The organism is Pseudoalteromonas sp. RB2-MNA-CIBAN-0110 (assembly GCF_040309305.1).
GTDB classification, from domain to species: Bacteria; Pseudomonadota; Gammaproteobacteria; order Enterobacterales; family Alteromonadaceae; genus Pseudoalteromonas; species Pseudoalteromonas arctica.
In genome coordinates this window covers 26,380-48,737 of record NZ_JBEOOQ010000032.1, presented here as the reverse complement: position 1 = coordinate 48,737, position 22,358 = coordinate 26,380, and the positions used below count along the sequence as shown (strand labels likewise).

General features: G+C 39.2%; 21 protein-coding genes. 5 read left to right on the top strand and 16 right to left on the bottom strand.

The genetic code is table 11. The features are described 5' to 3' along the window. Window positions 1-52 precede the first annotated feature (52 nt). The 16 genes from atpA to rpmH form a co-directional block, all read right to left on the bottom strand. Window positions 53-1,594: a F0F1 ATP synthase subunit alpha gene (gene atpA, locus AAEY68_RS15180; protein WP_007585976.1), complete on the bottom strand. Its 1,542-nt coding sequence runs from the start codon at window positions 1,592-1,594 to the stop codon at window positions 53-55. Window positions 1,595-1,608: 14 nt separating this feature from the next. Next, on the bottom strand, window positions 1,609-2,142 hold the full coding sequence (gene atpH / locus AAEY68_RS15175) for a F0F1 ATP synthase subunit delta (RefSeq protein ID WP_007585978.1): 534 nt from the start codon (window positions 2,140-2,142) through the stop codon (window positions 1,609-1,611). Between the two features lie 16 nt (window positions 2,143-2,158). Next, entirely contained in the window at window positions 2,159-2,629 is a 471-nt protein-coding gene (gene atpF / locus AAEY68_RS15170) for a F0F1 ATP synthase subunit B (RefSeq protein WP_004335264.1), read from the bottom strand. 41 nt (window positions 2,630-2,670) lie between these two features. Continuing rightward, a complete protein-coding gene (gene atpE / locus AAEY68_RS15165; RefSeq protein ID WP_007585980.1) occupies window positions 2,671-2,913 on the bottom strand; it encodes a F0F1 ATP synthase subunit C in 243 nt (80 codons plus the stop codon). 61 nt (window positions 2,914-2,974) lie between these two features. Continuing rightward, window positions 2,975-3,832 carry a F0F1 ATP synthase subunit A gene (gene atpB / locus AAEY68_RS15160; RefSeq protein WP_024592268.1) on the bottom strand — a complete coding sequence of 286 codons (858 nt, stop codon included), beginning with the start codon at window positions 3,830-3,832 and terminating at the stop codon, window positions 2,975-2,977. A gap of 15 nt (window positions 3,833-3,847) precedes the next feature. Continuing rightward, complete coding sequence (locus tag AAEY68_RS15155) at window positions 3,848-4,228, bottom strand: ATP synthase subunit I (protein ID WP_007585983.1); 381 nt, start codon at window positions 4,226-4,228, stop codon at window positions 3,848-3,850. A 142-nt stretch (window positions 4,229-4,370) separates the two neighbouring features. Then, on the bottom strand, window positions 4,371-5,294 hold the full coding sequence (locus AAEY68_RS15150; RefSeq protein WP_024592269.1) for a ParB/RepB/Spo0J family partition protein: 924 nt from the start codon (window positions 5,292-5,294) through the stop codon (window positions 4,371-4,373). A 20-nt stretch (window positions 5,295-5,314) separates the two neighbouring features. After that, window positions 5,315-6,100, bottom strand: a complete 786-nt coding sequence (locus AAEY68_RS15145) for a ParA family protein (RefSeq protein WP_004335235.1) — start codon at window positions 6,098-6,100, stop codon at window positions 5,315-5,317. Between the two features lie 14 nt (window positions 6,101-6,114). After that, window positions 6,115-6,735, bottom strand: coding sequence for a 16S rRNA (guanine(527)-N(7))-methyltransferase RsmG (gene rsmG, locus AAEY68_RS15140; protein WP_007585988.1), 621 nt, complete (start codon window positions 6,733-6,735; stop codon window positions 6,115-6,117). Window positions 6,736-6,750: 15 nt separating this feature from the next. Next, complete coding sequence (gene mnmG, locus AAEY68_RS15135; protein WP_007585991.1) at window positions 6,751-8,640, bottom strand: tRNA uridine-5-carboxymethylaminomethyl(34) synthesis enzyme MnmG; 1,890 nt, start codon at window positions 8,638-8,640, stop codon at window positions 6,751-6,753. Window positions 8,641-9,068: 428 nt separating this feature from the next. After that, complete coding sequence (mioC, locus tag AAEY68_RS15130) at window positions 9,069-9,518, bottom strand: FMN-binding protein MioC (protein ID WP_024591277.1); 450 nt, start codon at window positions 9,516-9,518, stop codon at window positions 9,069-9,071. A 1,105-nt stretch (window positions 9,519-10,623) separates the two neighbouring features. Next, a complete protein-coding gene (mnmE, locus tag AAEY68_RS15125; RefSeq protein ID WP_007584209.1) occupies window positions 10,624-11,988 on the bottom strand; it encodes a tRNA uridine-5-carboxymethylaminomethyl(34) synthesis GTPase MnmE in 1,365 nt (454 codons plus the stop codon). Between the two features lie 135 nt (window positions 11,989-12,123). After that, window positions 12,124-13,761, bottom strand: a complete 1,638-nt coding sequence (gene yidC, locus AAEY68_RS15120) for a membrane protein insertase YidC (protein WP_024592270.1) — start codon at window positions 13,759-13,761, stop codon at window positions 12,124-12,126. 8 nt (window positions 13,762-13,769) lie between these two features. Beyond that, the gene (gene yidD / locus AAEY68_RS15115) at window positions 13,770-14,045 is read right to left on the bottom strand and encodes a membrane protein insertion efficiency factor YidD (RefSeq protein ID WP_008138026.1); all 276 of its coding nucleotides are present in this window, start codon (window positions 14,043-14,045) and stop codon (window positions 13,770-13,772) included. Between the two features lie 129 nt (window positions 14,046-14,174). Further along, complete coding sequence (rnpA, locus tag AAEY68_RS15110) at window positions 14,175-14,597, bottom strand: ribonuclease P protein component (RefSeq protein ID WP_007584204.1); 423 nt, start codon at window positions 14,595-14,597, stop codon at window positions 14,175-14,177. A gap of 7 nt (window positions 14,598-14,604) precedes the next feature. Next, entirely contained in the window at window positions 14,605-14,739 is a 135-nt protein-coding gene (gene rpmH / locus AAEY68_RS15105; RefSeq protein WP_004335215.1) for a 50S ribosomal protein L34, read from the bottom strand. A 518-nt stretch (window positions 14,740-15,257) separates the two neighbouring features. Between rpmH and dnaA the strand changes: the two genes are divergently transcribed. The 5 genes from dnaA (at window position 15,258) to glyQ (ending at window position 22,357) form a co-directional block, all read left to right on the top strand. After that, window positions 15,258-16,646 carry a chromosomal replication initiator protein DnaA gene (dnaA, locus tag AAEY68_RS15100; RefSeq protein WP_010555148.1) on the top strand — a complete coding sequence of 463 codons (1,389 nt, stop codon included), beginning with the start codon at window positions 15,258-15,260 and terminating at the stop codon, window positions 16,644-16,646. A gap of 13 nt (window positions 16,647-16,659) precedes the next feature. Further along, window positions 16,660-17,763: a DNA polymerase III subunit beta gene (gene dnaN / locus AAEY68_RS15095; protein ID WP_010555149.1), complete on the top strand. Its 1,104-nt coding sequence runs from the start codon at window positions 16,660-16,662 to the stop codon at window positions 17,761-17,763. A gap of 15 nt (window positions 17,764-17,778) precedes the next feature. After that, window positions 17,779-18,873 (top strand): DNA replication/repair protein RecF, encoded by a 1,095-nt coding sequence (recF, locus tag AAEY68_RS15090; RefSeq protein WP_024592271.1) that lies wholly within the window; start codon window positions 17,779-17,781, stop codon window positions 18,871-18,873. A 12-nt stretch (window positions 18,874-18,885) separates the two neighbouring features. Beyond that, complete coding sequence (gene gyrB / locus AAEY68_RS15085) at window positions 18,886-21,312, top strand: DNA topoisomerase (ATP-hydrolyzing) subunit B (protein WP_024592272.1); 2,427 nt, start codon at window positions 18,886-18,888, stop codon at window positions 21,310-21,312. Between the two features lie 142 nt (window positions 21,313-21,454). After that, a complete protein-coding gene (gene glyQ, locus AAEY68_RS15080; protein WP_024592273.1) occupies window positions 21,455-22,357 on the top strand; it encodes a glycine--tRNA ligase subunit alpha in 903 nt (300 codons plus the stop codon). Window position 22,358 lies beyond the last annotated feature (1 nt).

The following is a 22,358-nucleotide window of genomic DNA, read 5'->3' as shown; positions in this document are numbered from 1 at the left end:
CTCCGAATCAAGGTGTGCTTTAGTTTCCTAAAGCGCACCATTAATAACTAAATTACCAAGTTTGCGTAGACTTGAACTTCGTTAGAAGTTCTTTAAGCTGCGCTTCGATCTCGGCATTCAAGTTACCAGTTTCATTGATTTGAGCCACAAGCTCTGCGTATGTGCTATTTGCATACGAAAGTAAAGCTGCTTCAAAGTCACCGATTTTCGCGATTTCGATGTCTTGAAGGAAGCCTTTTTCAGCAGCAAATAACGACAAAGACATATCAGCAACAGACATTGGCGCGTACTGTTTCTGCTTCATTAGCTCTGTTACACGCTCACCATGCTCAAGTTGAGCACGAGTTGCATCATCAAGGTCAGACGCGAACTGCGAGAACGCAGCTAATTCACGGTACTGAGCTAGGGCTAGACGAATACCGCCACCTAGTTTCTTAACGATTTTAGTTTGTGCAGCACCACCAACACGCGATACCGAGATACCAGCATTTACTGCCGGACGGATACCTGAGTTGAATAAGTCAGTTTCTAAGAAGATCTGACCATCGGTGATAGAGATAACGTTAGTCGGTACGAACGCAGAAACGTCGCCGCCTTGAGTTTCAATGATTGGCAATGCCGTCAATGAACCAGTTTTACCTTTCACTTCACCATTAGTGAACTTTTCAACGTAATCTGCGTTTACACGCGATGCACGCTCTAAAAGACGAGAGTGAAGGTAGAATACGTCACCTGGGTATGCTTCACGGCCTGGTGGACGCTTAAGTAGTAATGAAATTTGACGGTAAGCAACTGCTTGCTTAGACAAATCATCATATACGATTAATGCGTTTTCACCACGGTCACGGAAGTATTCACCCATAGTACAGCCCGCGAACGGTGCTAAGTACTGAAGTGCCGCAGATTCAGAAGCAGATGCAACAACTACGATAGTATTTGCTAGTGCACCATGCTCTTCTAATTTACGAACTACGTTTGCAATAGTAGATGCTTTTTGACCAATCGCAACGTACACACACTTAACGCCTGTGTCTTTTTGATTGATGATTGCATCGATTGCTAGTGCAGTTTTACCTGTTTGGCGATCCCCAATGATAAGTTCACGTTGACCACGACCAACTGGAATCATCGCATCAATAGATTTATAACCAGTTTGAACTGGCTCATCTACAGATTTACGCTCGATTACACCTGGTGCAATTTTTTCTACAGGTTCAAACCCGTCGTTATCTAGAGCGCCTTTACCATCGATTGGAGCACCTAGTGTGTTTACAACACGACCAAGTAAACCAGGACCAACAGGAACTTCTAAAATACGACCAGTTGTATATACTTTTACGCCTTCAGTAAGGTCAGCGTACGGACCCATTACTACTGCACCAATTGAGTCGCGCTCAAGGTTTAGTGCGATAGCATAACGGCTGCCAGGAAGCTCAATCATTTCACCTTGCATACAGTCAGCAAGACCGTGGATGCGGATGATACCGTCAGTAACAGATACAATAGTACCTTCGTTACGAGCTTCACTTACAACTTCGAACTTCTCAATACGTTGTTTGATCAGATCTGAAATTTCAGTGGAATTAAGTTGCATGCTCTTTTTCCCAATTACGATTGTAGTGTTGTAGCTAAGCGGTTTAATTTACCGCGAATAGTACCGTCGATTACAGTGTCGCCAGACCTAATAATAAGTCCACCAACCACTGACGCGTCTTCACTACAATTCAGCTTAACTTTGCGTGCGAAACGTTTTTCAAGTGCCGCTACCAATGACTCTTGTTGCGCAGCAACAAGAGGAGTTGCAGAAATCACATCTACTTCGATTTCTTTATCGTATTCTGCTTTAAATTCAGCAAATAACTGTGCAACTTCAGGTAGAGCTGTCAAACGTCCATTTTCAGCCATCACCTTAACTAGGTTCTGACCTTGTTCGTTGAGCTGCTCAGCACAAAGTTGAATAAATAATTCAGCTTGTGCAGTAGCTGTAGGCATACTCGCTAAAACAGACGATGCTTGCTCATTGCTGGCTACATGGCCTGCAAAGAACAACATATCATTCCAGCTTTCTAGAGTGCCTTTCTCAACGGCAAGTTCAAAAGCCGCTTTAGCGTATGGGCGAGCGATAGTAGTCAAATTAGACATGCTCATACCCTCCTAATTACAGCTCAGCGACAAGTTTTTCAACGATGTCACTATGTGCGGCTTGATTAATTTCACGCTCTAAAATACGTTCTGCGCCAATCACTGCCAGAGTTGCTACTTGCTTACGTAGTTCTTCTGTTATGCGATTACGTTCAGACTCAACTTCAGAGTGCCCTTGAGCAATGATACTTTCACGCTCTTGTTGACCACGAAGTGTTTCTTCGTCAACAATTAGCACTGCACGCTTTTTAGCTTGATCAATGATATCAGCCGCTTGAGCTTTTGCATCTTTAAGCTGTTCAGCAGCTTTCTTTTGCGCAAGTTCTAAGTCTTTTTCGGCTCTATCAGAGGCAGCTAAACCATCTTCGATTTTTTTCTGGCGAGCTTCAATTGCACCGTTTAGTGGTGGCCATACGTATTTCATACAAAATAATACGAACACCGTAAACGCAATCAATTCACCGATAAGAGTGGCGTTTAAATTCACAACCGCTCCTCCTTAAATAGTAAGCTGTTCAAAGAATAAAATTAAAGTACGAACAACAATACCATAGCGATACCAACACCAATCATTGCTACAGCATCGATTAGACCAGCAAGAATAAACATCTTAACTTGTAGCGAAGGTGCAAGCTCAGGTTGACGCGCACATGCTTCAAGGAATTTACCGCCCATGTTACCAAAACCGATTGCTGTGCCGATTGCACCAAAACCGATTAGTAAAGCTACTGCGATGTATTTTAAGCCTGTTAATAATTCTAAAGCTTCCATTTATTTCTCCAAAGTTTCAATTGTAAAGTTAAAAGTAAAAGTAAAATTGTAAATCTAAAAATTAGTGATTATCTGAACTTGCCATGCTTAGGTATACAATCGTAAGCATCATGAATAAGAATGCTTGCAATGTAATAACTAGAATATGGAATACTGCCCAAACAAAGTGCAACGGTAGTTGCATAAAACCGATAGCGCCGATCAAGATGAAAATCAACTCACCAGCATATAAGTTACCAAACAAACGTAGTGCTAATGAAAACGGTTTAGAAACGAGTGCAATCAGTTCAAGTAATAGGTTAAATGGTATCAAAATAATTTGAACGAACACGTTATTTGAGTTGAACGGATGAAGCGTTAACTCTTTAATAAACCCGCCAATACCTTTTATTTTGATTGAAAAGCCAACCATTAGTATAAATACACCCAGCGCTAGCGCTGAAGTCATATTAATGTCAGTCGTTGGTACAATTTTCATGTACACATCGTGTGAATCCATACCAAATGCAGTCTCACCAACGAAACCTGCAAATGCTGGAAGGAAATCAACTGGTATTAAATCCATTAAGTTCATTAAGAACACCCAAACGAAAATCGTTAAGGCTAATGGTGCAATAAGCTTGCTTTTACCATGGAAAGTATCGCGTACGTTGTCGCCAACAAATTCTACGATTATTTCAATAAAACACTGAAATTTTCCAGGTACACCTAGTGTTGATTTTTTAGCGGCACTACGAAAGATCCATAAAAATATAAGACCTAAACCGATAGACCATGCAAGGGTATCTATATGCCATGTCCAGAATCCACTGTCCGTACATGCTTTATTGAAGGCGAGACCTGTATCGGTCGAACACATCTTAGCATTGGTCAAATGGTGCTGGATATGGCCAGATAGAGTAACTTCTTCTGCTGCCATGTTATATCCCAAAAGTTAATGTTTAAAAAAAACGGGTGCGAACAATCCAGTAAAGAGCGCCAGTATATAAGTACTAAAAAAGGGTAATAAAATTACCGGAAAATGCTTCAGTACTAGCGCAAACAATACAATTGTTAGCATAAACTTTAATCCGTTGCCGCGTTTCAACGAGGCATACGCTTGATTTGCTCGACTTGCACCCATATATCTGAATGCATAAAGTGCAAATACAAAGTGCGGAAGTACTGCTACAGCTCCACCAGCGAGTGATGAAAGCGAGGCATTGACTCCCGAACTAAAAAAAATAATTACAGCAGCAACTAATGCTACAACACCCTGAAGGCAAATTAACTTTAATACGGCAAGTCGATATGGACTCGCTAACTTATCAGTCACGTTTAGTTAACCTTTATTGCGTTCTAATTGTTAGGGTGTGAAAACTGGCGAAATTATACTTAATCCTGCCAGTTTTGCAACTTGAGTAGATGCTTTGTAACACGAAATAGCTACAAATGTCCCTTTTTAGACATGTAGAAAACTAATGGTGGGTATTGTCGTGATTGATACGATTTAAAATGCCGTCAAGTTCATCTAGGTTAGTATACGAAATAACCAGTTTACCTTTGCCTTTTTTATTGTAGTTAATCTCTACTTTAGCACCTAGATTTTCAGCGAGTTGTTGTTCTAACTGCTTAACATCTGGATCTTTTTCGGTTATTTCTTTAGCAGGTAAAGGTTCTAAAATTGAACGTACGAGCTTTTCAGTTTCTCGAACTGTTAATGCTTTAGCTACAGCTAAACGAGCAGCATCTGACTGCGCTTCACCTTCAAGGGCTAACAGGCAACGAGCATGGCCCATTTCAATATCGCCATGTTCTAACAGAATTTTTACATCACTATTTAAGTTATTTAAACGCAGTAAGTTAGTTACAGTCGTACGTGATTTACCCACTGCATCTGCTACTTGCTGATGTGTTAATTCAAATTCTATTAGTAAACGATTAAGTGCAACTGCTTCTTCCATGGCATTTAAATCTTCACGCTGAATATTTTCTATCAGTGCAATCGCAACAGCTGCTTCATCAGGTACATCTTTAATAATACAAGGCACTGTTTCAAGCTTAGCTATTTGCGCTGCGCGCCAACGACGCTCACCAGCAATAATTTCAAAGCTATTGTGTGCAATAGGGCGCACAACAATGGGTTGAATAATACCTTGTGAGCGAATAGAACTAGCAAGCTCTTCTAGCGCCTCTTCAGACATGTCTTTACGAGGTTGGTATTTACCAGAATGTAAAAACTCTATTGGGAGTTTTTGTAATTCACTATTATTAGCCGCGGCATTTTGCATAGCCTCAGAAACGTTTGATGTGTCTTGTTCCTTGCTTGGGCTTGGTGCAGGCTTTGACGAACTTAAAAGTGCATCGAGTCCTCGGCCTAAACCTCGTTTTTTAGCAGACATGTTATTTTTTTACCTCAAAGTTAGGCGACAACGGACGCTGTTTTTTCTTTTCTGCGTAACATTTCACCAGCGAGTGCTAAATACGCTTTAGCGCCACTTGATGCCCGGTCATAGTACATAGCAGGAGTACCAAAACTGGGTGCTTCAGCTAAACGAACATTACGCGGGATCACCGTACGGTATACTTTATCGCCAAAATGTTGTTTTAATTGTTCTGATACATCATTTGCCAAACGGTTACGCGGGTCGTACATAGTACGAAGTATGCCTTCAATTTGTAAGCTAGGATTCACTAACTTAGCAAGCTGCGTAATCGTATCCATTAATGCGGTTAACCCTTCAAGTGCATAATACTCACACTGCATTGGCACTAAAATAGAATCAGCTGCGGCCATTGCATTAACAGTTAACATATTTAGAGAGGGTGGGCAGTCGATAAAAATAAATTCGTACTGGTCCTGAATTTTTTCAAGTGCATTACGTAAACGCACTTCACGGGCAAATAATTCCATCAATTTAACTTCTGCAGCGGTTACATCACCGTTTGCAGCAATCATATGGTATTCACCAGACGTTTCTTTAATGATAACGTCTTCTATAGGTTTATCTTCAATAAGTAGGTCGTAAATAGTTGGCACGTCGCCATATTTATCTACGCCACTCCCCATAGTCGCATTACCTTGCGGATCGAGATCAATTAACAGCACTTTACGTTTCGTTGCAGCCATAGACGCAGCGAGGTTAACAGCGGTTGTAGTTTTACCCACTCCACCTTTTTGATTTGCTAATGCGATGACTTTTGCCACGGTGTCTCTGATCCCTAGTCTTTAGAAAGAATAATTAAATGTCGTTGTGCATCTAAATTAGGTACTTCTAATGCAATTTTTTGCTCAAACTTAACGCCTGCAGGTAGTGACTCTAGCTCTTCGCTAGGGAACACGCCTTTAAGTGCTATAAATTTACCCGAATGATCGATTAAGTGCGAACACCAGTCAACCATATCTTGTAATGAAGCAAAAGCACGACTTAGTACGCCGTCTAATTTAACACTTGGTTGATATTCTTCAACTCTTGACTGAACCGGGGTTACATTATCAAGACCAAGCTCATGTTTAACATGCATTAAAAATCGTACACGTTTACCTAAGCTATCTAATAACACAAAATGTGTATTAGGTAATGCAATTGCTAATACGATACCCGGTAATCCAGGACCCGTTCCAACATCGATATAATGATGACCGGGTAAGTGAGGCGCAACAACTAAGCTATCCATTATATGCTTAATCATCATTTCTTCAGGTAAGCGTACTGAGGTTAAGTTATAAGCCTTATTCCACTTATTCAATAACTCGACGTAACGAACTAGCTGTTGCTGTTGTTTTTCTGTTAGCGCAATATCAGTTTGCGCTAACAATGTAGTTAATTGTTGCTGTAACACTATGTACCCTTACCGTTACGCGGATTTGCGTAATAAGCCTTGCTTCTTCAGATACACTAATAATAGCGAAATCGCCGCTGGGGTGATACCAGAAATACGCGATGCTTGACCAATAGTGTCAGGACGCGACTCAATAAGCTTGGCAACTACCTCATTTGACAAACCAGATACGGTTTTATAATCAAACTCTTTTGGTAAAATTGTTTGCTCATGACGAAGCTGTTTGTTGATCTCATCTTGTTGACGCGCAATATAACCTGCGTACTTAGTATGGATCTCAACTTGTTCAAGTGCCGCTTTGTTTGTAAATTCAGATCCTAATCCTTCTATAGCCATAAGATCGTTATAACGAATCTCTGGGCGACGAAGTAATTCTTCTAAACTTGCTTCACGTGTAAGCGGTGTTTTCAGTAATGCATTTACTTGATCTACAACGGCGTGATCTTTATGAATCCACGTATCTTTAATGCGTTGCTTCTCTTTTTCGATTACTTCCATTTTTTCGTTAAATGCCTGCCAGCGTTCGTCATTAACTAAACCTAGTTCACGGCCTTTTTCAGTTAAACGAATATCAGCATTATCTTCACGAAGTAATAAACGGTATTCGGCACGACTGGTAAACATGCGGTATGGTTCTTTTGTACCCAGTGTTGCTAAGTCGTCGATTAATACACCAACGTAAGCTTCATCACGACGTGGTGTCCAAGAATCTTTGCCTTGTACTTTTAGTGCAGCATTCATACCTGCAATTAAGCCTTGTGCACCCGCTTCTTCATAGCCGGTAGTACCGTTAATTTGACCCGCAAAAAATAAACCTTCAATAAATTTAGTTTCTAAAGATTGTTTTAAATCACGTGGATCAAAGTAATCATATTCAATTGCGTAACCAGGTCGACAAATATGTGCATTTTCAAAACCTGTAATCGATTGCACAATTTCAAGTTGTACATCAAACGGTAAACTAGTCGAAATACCATTTGGGTATAATTCGTATGATGTTAAACCTTCAGGCTCAACAAATATTTGATGTTTATCTTTATCTGCAAAACGAACAATTTTATCTTCAATTGAAGGGCAGTATCGTGGACCAATACCTTCAATGACACCTGAGTACATAGGTGAGCGATGTAAGTTTTTACGAATAACATCATGTGTTTTTTCGTTTGTGTAAGTTATGTAACACGGTATCTGTTGTGGGTGATCTGATTGTTTACCCATAAACGAAAACACAGGAGTTGGTGTATCACCTGGCTGTGCTTCCATTTTTGTAAAATCAACAGTACGTGCATCAATACGTGGAGGTGTACCTGTTTTTAAACGATCAACTCTAAATGGATGTTCACGTAAGCGATCAGCTAAAGCGATTGAAGGAGGATCGCCTGCACGACCGCCTTTATAATTTTCTAAACCAATATGAATTAAGCCGCCTAAAAAAGTACCCACGGTTAAAACAACACTTGGTGCACTAAAACGTAAACCCATTTGAGTTACTACGCCAGTAACACGATCGTTTTCAACAATAAGATCGTCGCATGATTGTTGAAAAATCTTAAGGTTATCTTGGTTTTGTAATGTTGTTTGAATAGCCGCTTTGTACAAAGCGCGATCTGCTTGTGCTCGAGTAGCACGAACAGCAGGTCCTTTTGAAGAATTTAGTGTACGAAATTGGATCCCGCCTTTATCAATGGCCTGTGCCATTGCACCACCAAGCGCGTCGATCTCTTTTACCAAATGACCTTTGCCAATCCCACCAATTGCTGGGTTGCAAGACATTTGACCAAGGGTATCCATATTGTGAGTCAGTAGCAGGGTATTCATCCCCATACGGGCAGCTGCTAATGCGGCTTCAGTGCCAGCATGTCCACCACCTACTACGATAACGTCAAAATTTTCGTGAAAAATCATTTATGGGATCCTACTTAAATCAAACCGGTAAACTTCAAAAGGGAGCGTATTCTACCTAGAAATTGGCAGAAGATAAATGATTAAACAAAGGGCAAGATCTAAGTATGTGATCTCTAATAATATAAAGGATCTTTTAAAGAGATCTTTTATTACTATTACTACTACTGATCGACTTTTCTGTTGATAAGGTTTAGATCTTCATTTAAAACATGAAATTAGATCAGATCTAAAGGTGTTAATATGATCGGATCATCCAGCAAATAAGCTCTGATCAAAAAGGCACTTTATGCACAGGGTTGAATCAGTTGGATCTTATCCAATGGATAAGCATGCTTTAAAACGCAGTTTATTCAATCTTTATCCACAAAACCTATTAAATTATTAGTAAATTGTGGGTAACTTTATATATAACTTTTTACTTGATCTATCTATTTTATGCCTGTTTGAGCTATCCAAGAGTCTAACCATGTTAATGCAGTGTCTTCTGGTAGTGCTTCATCGAGAATATTAAGCTCTAAACGTTCTGCTACTTTTATAGCGCCTTTTTGAGTTAATAAGGCATCTATATTACGTCCTGCTAGGTTATAAGTGTCATAACTAGTGTCGCCTAAAGCGATTACTGAATATTTTAATTCAGATAAATCATCTGCTTGAGTTACATCTTCAACAAAACTAATAAGATTTTCAGGGTAATCACCTGCACCATAAGTTGATGTGCAGATTAACCAAATGGTATTTTGCTGATCAATATCGCTAAATTCAGGTTGATCATGTAGTTGCGTAGTAATACCAAGGTTATTAAGCGCGTCGCTTAATTGCTCTGCAACATACTCGGCTGATCCCATTTGGCTGCCGACAATAAGATTTACTGAACTCATGAATATTAGTGATCACATTGGTTATAATTGCCGCCTATGATAACTGAGTGAGGATAACAGTAAAGTTAAGAGTGCTTTTTTGTATAACTATTTTTGCGGTAATTTTACACTCATTCAAAATTGTGTCTTTAAGTTGTTGATAATATAGTGTTTAACAAATTATCTTTAAATGTAATCTTCTGATCAAGTTGTTGATAACAGTGGGGAAAACTCTGCTTAAACTGTTTTTTTAGGTTGTTTTATATTCGCTAAGTTATTGATATTACTTGTCAGTAAAAAATTAAATTGTAAATATCTCAATTAAAAATACATGTTGATCATAATGTGGATATAAAGCCTGTTGATAACCTTAAATTTAGATCGAAAATAATTTTTAAAAATGATCTAATAAAGCAGATCTAATGAAATTAATTAAAAATAAGTTCATAAATAGATAAATTACAATTGATCATGAGGTTTTTGCGACTGATTTACCTAGTTTTGGTATTTATTTGAGCTGAAAATTAGGTATTGTGGATAAGTGATCTCGGTATTTTTAATTTTATGCGAATTAAGAGCTGCTATTTTTATTAATTTTGCTGGTGGAGTTAGCAGATCAAAAGTTTTGAATACTTAACAGTTGAGTTATTTTATTTAGAATTCACAGTGATTATCAAATTATATGTTGTCAAAAGTAAGCTTTTTAGAGTACTAATCAGTGTTTTTTAGCTCTTTAATTGAGCTAATAGCATTATTTTTTGCGTGTATGAGGTGTGTTTTAGTGCATTTTTGTGCGCTAAAGTAAGTATAAGGAAGCCATTCATAACTACTTTTTGTATGACATATAACGCTATTAAAGCATGCGATTGTTTAAAAATGTATCGATTTTAACCTTAATAATAGGTGTGACTTGTGCTATTAATTCCTCAATAAGCACTCTCAGTATTGTCTACTCTATATAATCAGACCTCTCTTAGCACGTAATAAAGATAGTTTTGGATATGATTTTATTGGCAGTAATTTACAGGCATCAGGTGTATAAATACATATTTTACAGCAGAATATTTTACATAAAAAAAGAGCACCTAAGTGCTCTTATAATAAAAATATATCTGTAATAGGGTGTTTATTTACCAATACAAAACGAGCTAAATATTTTGCCAAGTAAGTCGTCTGAGGTAAATTCACCGGTTATTTCATTCAAATACTGCTGTGTTAAACGCAGTTCTTCAGCGAGTATTTCACCAGCAATGTGCATTTCTAACTGTGTTTTACCCGTTTCTAAATGATACGCAGCACTTTCTAGTGCATCCAAATGACGACGGCGCGCCATAAAGCCACCTTCTGTTGCACCTTGAAAGCCTATACAAGCTTTTAAATGCTCGCGAACAAGTTCAATACCGTCAGCATTTTTAGCACTTAAGCTGATAACCGGGTATTGTTGCTCTTGCTCCATTCCGACTATGTCGCCCGATAAATCAGCTTTATTTCTGATGACCGTAACCCCCATACCTTCTGGTAATTTTGCCATAAATTCAGGCCAAATTTTGTGCGGGTCAGTATCTATAGTATCAGTGCCATCAAGCATAAATAAAACGCGGTCGGCTTGGTTTATTTCATCCCATGCACGCTCAATACCTATTTGTTCTACTCTGTCTGGGCTTTCACGAAGGCCTGCTGTATCTATAATATGCAGTGGCATACCATCTATATGTATATGCTCTCGTAGTACGTCGCGAGTGGTACCGGCTATTTCTGTTACGATTGCGGCTTCACGACCGGCTAGAGCGTTAAGCAGGCTTGATTTACCCGCATTAGGGCGACCTGCAATAACAACACGCATACCTTCGCGCATGATGCTGCCCTGCTTGGCTTGGTTGGTTACAGTGTTAAGCTGAGTAATAATCGCGTCTAAGTCGCCTGACACTTTACCATCTGATAAAAAATCAATTTCTTCATCAGGAAAATCTATTGCCGCTTCTACATACATACGTAAGTGAATTACTTTTTCTACGAGTGTTTCTATGTGCTTAGAAAATTCACCTTGGAGAGACTGTAGGGCGCTTTTAGCGGCTTGCTCGCTCGTAGCATTAATTAAGTCGGCGATAGCTTCTGCTTGTGTTAAATCAAGCTTGTCATTCATAAATGCGCGTTCAGAGAACTCACCAGGCTTTGCTAAACGAACGCCCTCTATTTTACTAATTTCTTTAAGTAACATATCCAGTACTACAGGACCGCCGTGGCCTTGTAATTCAAGTACGTCTTCACCAGTAAATGAGTTAGGGCCTGCAAAGTAAATGGCAATACCTTGATCAAGTTGCTCGCCAGCAAGGCTTTTAAATGGCACATAATCGGCGTAGCGAACTTTAGGTATTTTACCTACTACTTTTTCGGCGACACTTTTAGCAAGGCTACCTGAAACGCGAATAATACCAACACCACCACGTCCTGGTGCTGTTGCTTGTGCTGCAATTGTATCTTGATTGATCATGCTATTAATTTGCCAACGATGAGTAACTTTATGCCCGTATTGTAACCTATCGATTTATTTGTAGCGAATAGCTGTGGTGAAAAACAGGCAATAAAAAAGGCGACCGAAGTCGCCTTTATATAAGTAGGAGCTTAGTTAGCCTCTTACTTTAATTCCTTTCTTTTCCATGCCACGGTAGATGATTAACATCTGGACAATAGAAATAAGGTTAGACACTAACCAGTAAAGAACTAAACCAGATGGGAACCATAAGAAGAATACAGAGAAGATAACCGGCATAAAGGTCATCATTTTTTGCTGCATTGGATCAGTAACCGTCATAGGTTGTAGCTTTTGCGTTACAAACATACTCGCACCAAATAATATTGGCAATACGTAGTACGGGTCTTTCGCAGAAAGGTCAGTTAACCAAAAGATGAATTCAGCATGGCGAAGTTCAGTAGACTCTAAGAATACGTAGAACAAGGCTAAGAAAATTGGCATTTGTAGCAAAATAGGGAAACAGCCACCCATTGGGTTAACTTTTTCTTTTTTGTACATTTCCATAGTTGCTTGGCCGAACTTTTGACGGTCATCACCAAACTTTTCTTTAAGGGCTGCCATTTTAGGCTGTAGGGCACGCATTTTTGCCATTGAAGTGTATTGCGCTTTAGTAAGTGGATACATTAACGATTTAACGATAATAGTGATGGCAATAATTGCTACACCCCAGTTACCTAAAATGCTGTGTAGCCATTTTAGTAATACAAATAAAGGTTGCGAGATAAAAAATAACCAACCGTAATCTACAGTTAGGTCTAGGTCTGGGTGAATCGCTTCAAGAATATCTGACTCTTTCGGGCCCATATAATAAGTAGCAGTTAGTGTTTGCTCACTACCAGCTTGAATATTTACAGCGGGATCTTTAGCACCAATAATAGCGGCATTACTTTTTGTAATTAAGCTATAAAGTGTATTTGATTGATCCTGCATTGGAACCCAAGCGCTTACAAAGTAATGTTGAATAAAGGCAACGTAACCACCTTGTGTGCTTTTATTTAGGTTTTTATCAGCCATATCTGAAAAACTATACTTTTCGTATTTTTCTTCATCAGTACCGTATGCAGCACCTAAATAGTTTTGATCAACCATGCTGCCTTTTTCTTGTACGGTACGCTTAATTTGCGTGTATAGCTGTACTTGAAGAGGTGCGCTGGTAGTGTTGTTAATTTTGTATTCTAAGCCTACGTCATACTGACCTTTTTTGAATACATACGTTTTAGTAAAACTAACACCATTACTATCAGTAAACTGAAGTGGAACGCGAAGCTCATCACCCGTTAAGGTATATGACTTTTGTTCGGTATTGTAAGTAGGGCGACCGTTAGCTGATGCGTCAGGGCCATTTAAGCCAATTAAGCCACTTTGTGAAAAGTATTGTTTGCCACCATCAAGCTGACCAAGAAGCATATAAGGCGTTTCACTGCCTTTTGTCTCTTCGTATTGAAGAAGGTCTGTTTCAACAATGTCACCGCCTTTGGTGTCAATTTTAACTTTAAAAACGTCAGTTGTAATTTCAATAACTGAACGCTTAGCTAAAGTTGCTGAAGCAGGTAACTCTGAATCTGACGATGAAGGAATATAATCATCCGACTCTGGTGAATTTGCTTGTAGTGTTTGTGTTGTGGCACTTGGATCGACTTTAGGCTTGTTGTAATCATTATCCCATTCTTGGAACAATAAAAACGACACTAGCATTAGGCCAATTAATAAAAACGTGCGTTGCGATTCCATAACAGCTCTTATTTCTCGTGTTGGTGGTTAATATGGGTTAATTTTTCAGGAACGGGGTCGTCTCCGCCTGAATGTAAAGGATGACATTTTAATATGCGTTTTAAAGCTAACCAACTACCTTTTACCGATCCATGCAATTTAATTGCTTGAATAGCATAACTAGAACAGGTTGGATTAAAACGACAATGCGGACCTAACAGCGGGCTAATCCACTTTTGATAACCGCGGATAAATAACACTAAACAAAAAGTTGGTAAAGCAACAAGTGGTTTAAGTAACCTCATGATGTTTATGCCCCTACTTAAGTTTAGTGAGATAGATATCATGTATTTAAAGACTCAATTAGAAAATTTAAATGCATGATTAAAAGGTGAGCTAAAGATACATTAATTAACCCTGCAATTCTATTGCAATTAGGTTTGTTTGTTAGATTTAGCTGATTTGTTTGGGCGTTTCTTAAAAGGTGGCGGTTTAGGTGCACCTGGTTTACAGCGTTCGTTAATTTTTCGCCATAATTTAGTAAGTTGTTTGGTTATTTCTTCATTAGACTGCTCATCAATACCATTTTTAACCATAAGCACAATATCAATATTATCGATGCTGTGTTGATTTAAACGAAAACTTTCGCGAGCGAGACGTTTAATACGGTTTCGTTGGCATGCCTTTTTTACACGTTTTTTAGCAACAGTAAGACCTAACCGAGGTTTTTCTTGGTCATTTGGTTTAGCTAATAGAGTAAAGAAAGGAGTTGCAGCCCGAGCGGGTTCATTAAATATGCGAGAGTAATGCGAGGGAGTTAACAGACGTAACTCCCTGCCAAAGCTAAAGTCTTCCACTTATAAATTAAGCAGAAAGAACTTTGCGGCCTTTAGCGCGGCGACGTGCTAATACTTTACGGCCATTTACAGTTGCCATGCGAGCACGGAAGCCGTGTGCACGTTTGCGTTTTAAAACGCTAGGTTGAAAAGTTCTTTTCATAACAATCTCATCCGATCGGTTAAAGTTAAAACATCCTATACAGGTCGCGATCCTGGCATAGGTGCCATTGCGAGCGCGAGATATTATAGAGTAAGTAATGTAAAGTCAATCATAATTACGTTAAGGGTATATAACCCACCTACTACTATATAAGAGATCATATAAGGCGATCTGTTAGGATCATCATAAATAAGAAGTTTTCCACAGCCCCTGTATAAAAAGTGAATAAAAGCGGGGGAAAAGTAAATTGGATCGTAAATTTGGTTCGCGATCTTGGTGTTATTTTGTTATGATCCCCTCTCAGGATCTAAAATAAAAACTGTTTTAAATCAGCTTGTTAATGATTTTATACATCGATATCAACAATTTTATAAAAATCAATCTTTTACTTGTGGATAAAGTGTCTTCATAATACGCGGTCTTGGGTCGCTTATTGGACCATTTGAACGCAATAAATGTATGATTTACAATCATTAATGATGTGCGGGAATAAAAATTATATCTCTGGGAGTTTAACTGTGTATCTGTCGGTTTGGCAAAGTTGTTTATATGTATTGCAAGATGAGCTGCCTTCGCAGCAATTCAGTATGTGGGTAAGACCGCTACAAGCAGAAAGTACCGAAGATACCTTGACGATTTATGCACCTAATCGCTTTGTGCTTGATTGGGTGAGAGAAAAGTACCTAAATAGAATTAACGAATTACTAGTAGAGATTTGTGGTGTTGAAGCACCAAAACTACGTTTTGATGTAGGTAGTAAACCTTTATTAAATGCACAAGCTGCACCGGTTATAGAAACTCAATCGGCACCAAGTGCACACGCTTCAGCAAAACAACAGCCTCGCGAGCAAAAGCCAGTTGTTGAACCTGCACCTAAGTCAGGTTACAAATCTAACATTAAAGAAAACTATACTTTTGATAGCTTTGTTGAAGGTAAATCAAACCAATTAGCAAAAGCTGCGGCCACACAGGTTGCCGACAATCCTGGCTCTGCTTTTAACCCTGTATTTATATACGGTGGCACTGGTTTAGGTAAAACTCACTTATTACATGCAGTAGGTAATGGCATTATGGCAAATAAGCCAGATGCTAAAATTGTTTACATGCATTCAGAACGCTTTGTTCAAGACATGGTAAAGGCACTTCAAAATAATGCGATAGAAGAATTTAAGCGTTATTACCGCAGTGTTGATGCATTAATGATTGATGATATTCAATTTTTTGCTAACAAAGAGCGTTCACAAGAAGAATTTTTTCATACCTTTAATGCATTGCTTGAAGGCAACCAACAAATTATTTTAACCTCTGACCGTTACCCTAAAGAGATTGAAGGCGTTGAAGACAGGCTAAAATCACGTTTTGGTTGGGGATTAACAATTGCGATTGAGCCACCAGAGCTTGAAACACGCGTTGCTATTTTAATGAAAAAAGCCCAGCAAAGTAAGATTAACTTACCACACGAAGTTGCTTTTTTTATTGCCAAAAAATTACGCTCAAATGTTCGTGAACTAGAGGGTGCACTTAACCGTGTAATCGCTAATGCGAACTTTACCGGTCGTCCTATTTCAATCGATTTTGTAAAAGAAGCGCTACGCGATTTACTTGCCTTGCAAGATAAACTGGTTACCATAGACAATATTCAGCGAACTGTTGCTGAGTACTATCGAATTCGTATATCAGACCTGTTATCTAAGCGCCGCAGTCGCTCTATAGCGAGGCCGCGCCAGGTAGCTATGGCATTGTCTAAAGAATTAACTAATCACAGCTTACCTGAGATTGGTGACGCATTTGGTGGGCGCGATCATACGACCGTATTACATGCATGTCGTAAGATAAAATCACTACGTGACGAAAGCCACGAAATTAAAGAAGATTACCAAAACTTAATAAGAACATTGTCATCTTAGGGCTGACTTTATTATGCAAATAACAATATCAAGACAACAATTTTTAAAGCCATTGGTGCAAGTGTCGGGCGCAATAGAGCGCAAACACACGTTGCCAATTTTATCTAACGTTTTGTTAGTGGTAGAAAACGGACAACTTTCAATGACGGGTACTGACCTTGAAATTGAACTAGTTTCTGGCGTATTTGTAGGTGATGATATTGCCGATACAAAACTAACGTTACCCGCTAAAAAGTTACTCGATATTTGTAAAAGTCTACCAGATGGTTCAGACATTACTTTAAGCTTGCAAGAGCATCAATTACTTTTAACCAGTGGTAAAAGCCGTTTTTCATTGACGACTTTATCTGCTGATGATTTTCCTAATTTAGAAGAGTGGGACGGAGAGGTTGAATTTCAACTAACTCGTTTAGAGCTTCGTAAGTTACTCGAAAGCACGCATTTTTCGATGGCAAATCAAGACGTACGTTATTACTTAAATGGTATGTCGTTTGAAGTAGATAATACCGATATAAAAACAGTAGCAACAGATGGACACCGTTTAGCTATAGCGCAAAAGCAATTAACGCAATCGCTTAATACGCAGCGCCAGCTAATTATACCTCGCAAAGGTGTGCAAGAAATTATGCGCCTTATGGTAGCTGACGATGAATTGGTAACAATTCAGTTTGGTGCTAACCATATCCGTATTATTGATATTGAGTTTACATTTACAAGTAAACTGGTTGATGGGCGTTTTCCAGATTACCGTCGTGTATTACCACGTGGTGGCGACAAAGTAATTACAGCTAACCGAGAATGGTTACGTAATGCGTTCCAACGAGTGTCTATTTTATCTAATGAAAAGTTTCGTGGCGTACGCTTAAACTTATCAAATGGTTTATTAAAAATTACGGCCAACAACCCAGAGCAAGAACAAGCTGAAGAAGTTGTTGAAGTAAGTTACGAAGGTGCTGACCTAGAAATAGGGTTTAACGTGTCTTACGTATTAGACGTACTAAACACATTAAAAACAGAAGACGTACTATTTACATTAGCCGACTCAAACAGCAGTGCATTAATTGAAGGTGCAGGCGATGAAGAAGCAATGTACGTTGTTATGCCTATGCGTTTATAAGACCATAAATACATAATGAGCTTAAGTCATTTGAGCCTCAAATATTTTCGTAATATTGAGGCGCTGACGCTAGAACCAGTTAACGGCGTTAATATAATATATGGTGAAAATGGCAGCGGAAAAACCAGCCTTTTAGAGGCTATCTATTACCTTTCTCACGGCAAATCTTTTCGTACTCCAAAACACAAAAGTATTATCGCGCATCAGCAAGAGCAGTTTGTAATTCACGGGCGCAAAACAATACACGACTTATCTATTCCAATTGGTATTAGTAAAACCCAAACGGGTGAAACTAATTTAAAAATTCAAGGTAAGGCGAGCCGTAAAATATCCGAACTAGCTCAACTCATGCCAGTGCAAATTATTACACCAGAGAGCTATTCTTTGTTTTTTGGTGGGCCTAAAGAGCGCAGAAAGTTTTTAGATTTAGGTTTGTTCCACGTGGAACATGAGTTCTTTTTTTTATGGCAATCGTTCAATAAAGTACTTAAACAACGTAATGCATTGTTAAAAACTAAGCCCAAGAATTATTTTGACCAAATTAAGTTTTGGGACAAAGAATTTGTTAGACTGGCTGAAGAAATAAATAAATTAAGATTGGCGTATATAAGTAGGTTTAAGCAGCAGTTTTTTGATAAAATGTGTGCAGAATTAACGCTTATACGTGATTTAGAAATGACCTTTAACGCAGGCTGGAAAGAGACCGAATCTCTTGCAGATGCGTTAGAGCAAAACTTTGAGCGAGATGCTCGCCAAGGATTTACAAGTAAAGGCCCTCATAAGGCCGATTTTAGTTTTAGTGTCGCTGGCAACAGTGTGGAGAATACATTCTCACGCGGTCAATTGAAGTTACTATTATATGCGTTAAAAGTTACGCAAAATAGCTTAATTGAGTCAGAGACAGATAAGCAATCTATATTGCTAATAGATGATCTACCTTCAGAGTTAGGCGAAGATACAAAAGAGAAAGTGGGACAATTACTTGCTCACTGCAGTTCTCAAATTTTTATCTCTTCAATTTTGTCTGAAAGTATTTCTGCTGTGGTGGAACCCATGCAACGAGAACTACAAATGTTCCACGTGAAACATGGCAACCTAATAACAAGATAAGTGGGATTAACCATGTCTGAGAATTATGACTCGTCGAGTATTAAAGTACTTAAAGGATTAGACGCAGTAAGAAAGCGTCCTGGAATGTATATTGGGGACACCGATGATGGCACAGGCTTACACCACATGGTGTTTGAGGTCGTTGATAACTCGATCGATGAAGCCTTAGCAGGTCATTGTGATGATATTTATGTAACGATTCACTTAGACGGTTCTGTCTCAGTACGAGATAACGGTCGTGGTATTCCAACTTCTATCCATGAAGAAGAAGGCGTATCAGCAGCCGAAGTTATTATGACGGTACTTCATGCCGGTGGTAAGTTTGATGATAACTCTTATAAAGTATCAGGTGGCTTACACGGTGTTGGTGTTTCTGTTGTAAATGCACTTTCAGAAAAGCTAAAACTTACAGTCCGCCGTGAAGGTAAACTTCATGAGCAGTTTTACACTATGGGTGTTCCAGATGCACCTCTAGCTGTTATTGGTGAATCGGACACGACTGGTACAGAACTACGTTTTTGGCCAAGTGGTGAAACATTCACAAACTTAGATTTTCATTACGAAATTTTAGCTAAGCGTTTACGCGAGCTTTCATTCCTAAATTCAGGTGTGAGCATCATTTTAAATGATGAACGTGAAGAAAATAAATCTGATCACTTTAAATACGAAGGCGGTATTCAAGCTTTCGTTGAATACTTAAACCGTAATAAAACACCTATACATAAAGGTGTATTCCATTTTACTCACGAACGTGAAGAAGATGGTATTAGCGTTGAAGTATCAATGCAGTGGAATGATGCATACCAAGAAAACATTTACTGTTTCACAAATAATATTCCACAACGTGATGGTGGTGCTCACTTAGCCGGTTTTAGATCAGCGCTAACACGTACACTTAATAACTACATGGAAAAAGAAGGCTTTAACAAAAAAGCTAAAACAACCAGCAACGCTACCGGTGATGATGCCCGTGAAGGCTTAACGGCTGTTGTAAGCGTTAAAGTTCCTGATCCTAAGTTCTCATCGCAAACTAAAGACAAACTCGTTTCAAGTGAAGTTAAGTCTGCAGTTGAACAAGCAATGGCTGAAAAATTCACTGAGTTTTTATTAGAAAACCCAACGGATGCCAAAATTGTCGTAGGTAAGATTATTGATGCCTCACGTGCTCGTGAAGCGGCGCGTAAAGCCCGTGAAATGACACGTCGTAAAGGTGCAATGGACTTAGCAGGCTTACCTGGCAAGCTAGCTGATTGCCAAGAAAAAGATCCTGCCCAATCTGAACTATATATAGTGGAAGGGGACTCTGCTGGCGGATCAGCCAAGCAGGGACGTAACCGTAAAAACCAAGCTATTCTTCCGCTTAAAGGTAAAATCTTAAACGTAGAAAAAGCACGTTTTGATAAAATGTTATCTTCGCAAGAAGTAGCAACACTAATTACTGCATTAGGGTGTGGTATTGGTCGTGACGAATATAATCCTGAGAAATTACGTTATCATCGCATTATAATCATGACCGATGCGGACGTGGATGGTTCTCACATTCGTACGTTACTATTAACATTCTTCTATCGCCAAATGCCTGAAATTGTAGAGCGCGGCTATATTTACATTGCTCAACCACCACTTTATAAAGTGAAAAAAGGTAAGCAAGAGCGTTATATTAAAGATGACCCTGCATTAGTTGAATACCTAACATCGCTTGCTCTTAATGGTGCAGCGTTGTATGCAAGTACAGATGCACCTGCTCTTGAAGGTGAAGCACTAGAGACAATAGTTCACGATTATCAAAACACAGTTAAAGTAATTGAGCGTTTAAAGCGTAAATACCCTAACACGGTAATGGAACGCTTAATTTATCAAACAGAATTGAAAACTGATGACCTTTCAGATGAAGCTAAAGTAATTGCTTGGACTAAAGTGTTGGTTGACGACCTGATTGCACGTGATGAAGATGCGACTATTTTCCATGCTGGTACAGAGCATGATGCTGAGCGTAATATGTATTACCCGGTTGTGAATATTCGTCAGCACGGTGTAGATAAAGCACACGTACTTCATTATGACTTTATTGCGTCACGTGACTACCAACGCATTGCTGTGACTGGTACTAACATCGCAAACATCCTTAGCGAAGGTGCATATATTCAACGTGGTGAGAAAACAAAACCTGTTGATAACTTTGTGGATGCTTTGGAATGGTTGATCACAGAATCGAAGCGCGGGATCTATATTCAACGCTATAAAGGACTGGGCGAAATGAACCCAAGCCAGCTTTGGGAGACCACAATGGATCCTAGTGCTCGCCGTATGTTACAAGTAACGATCGAAGATGCTGTTGGCGCGGATCAATTATTTGCGACCTTAATGGGTGACCAAGTAGAGCCTCGTCGTGAGTTTATTGAAAAGAACGCACTACGTGTAGTTAACTTAGACGTGTAAAAAATATTGCTTACATAGAAAAAGGAGCCTAATGGCTCCTTTTTTATTTTCTTCAATTACACAAACTGCTTAAAACCTGAGTGTACACACGGTATACTAAGGGTAATTTTCACGCTACTTCTTAGATAGTAAAAAGCCAAATATGCAAAAATATGACGTAAAAACCTTTCAAGGTTTGATCCTGGCTTTACAGGATTATTGGGCACAGCAAGGCTGTGTCATTATTCAACCACTTGATATGGAAGTGGGCGCAGGGACATTTCACCCGCAAACATTTTTAAAATCGATTGGTCCAGAGCCAATGGCGAGTGCATACGTGCAACCATGTCGTCGTCCTACAGACGGTCGCTACGGTGAAAATCCAAATCGCTTACAACACTACTACCAATTCCAGGTAGTTTTAAAGCCATCGCCAGATAACATCCAAGAGCTTTATTTAGGCTCTTTAGCGGCTATGGGTATCGATACACTTACTCACGAAGTTCGCTTTGTAGAAGACAACTGGGAATCACCTACGTTAGGTGCGTGGGGCCTAGGCTGGGAAATTTGGTTAAACGGTATGGAAGTATCGCAGTTTACCTACTTTCAACAAGTTGGCGGTATTGAGTGTTCACCAGTAACGGGTGAAATTACTTACGGCCTAGAGCGTCTAGCAATGTACATTCAAGGCGTAGATAGTATTTACGACTTAGTGTGGGCTGACGGTCCATTAGGGCGTGTAACATACGGCGACGTGTTCCATCAAAATGAAGTAGAGCAGTCTACTTACAACTTTGAACATGCAAACGTAGACGATTTATTCGCTCAGTTTGATAAATGTGAAGCAGAGAGCCAAAAGTTAATTGAAGTAAACTTACCATTACCGGCTTACGAGCAAGTAATGAAAGCATCGCATGCATTTAATTTACTAGACGCACGCCACGCAATTTCGGTAACCGAACGCCAACGTTATATTTTACGCGTTCGCGCATTATCAAAAGCGTGTGCACAAAGTTACTATGACAAACGCGAAGCGCTTGGTTTCCCGCTGTGTAAGGATAAGTAAG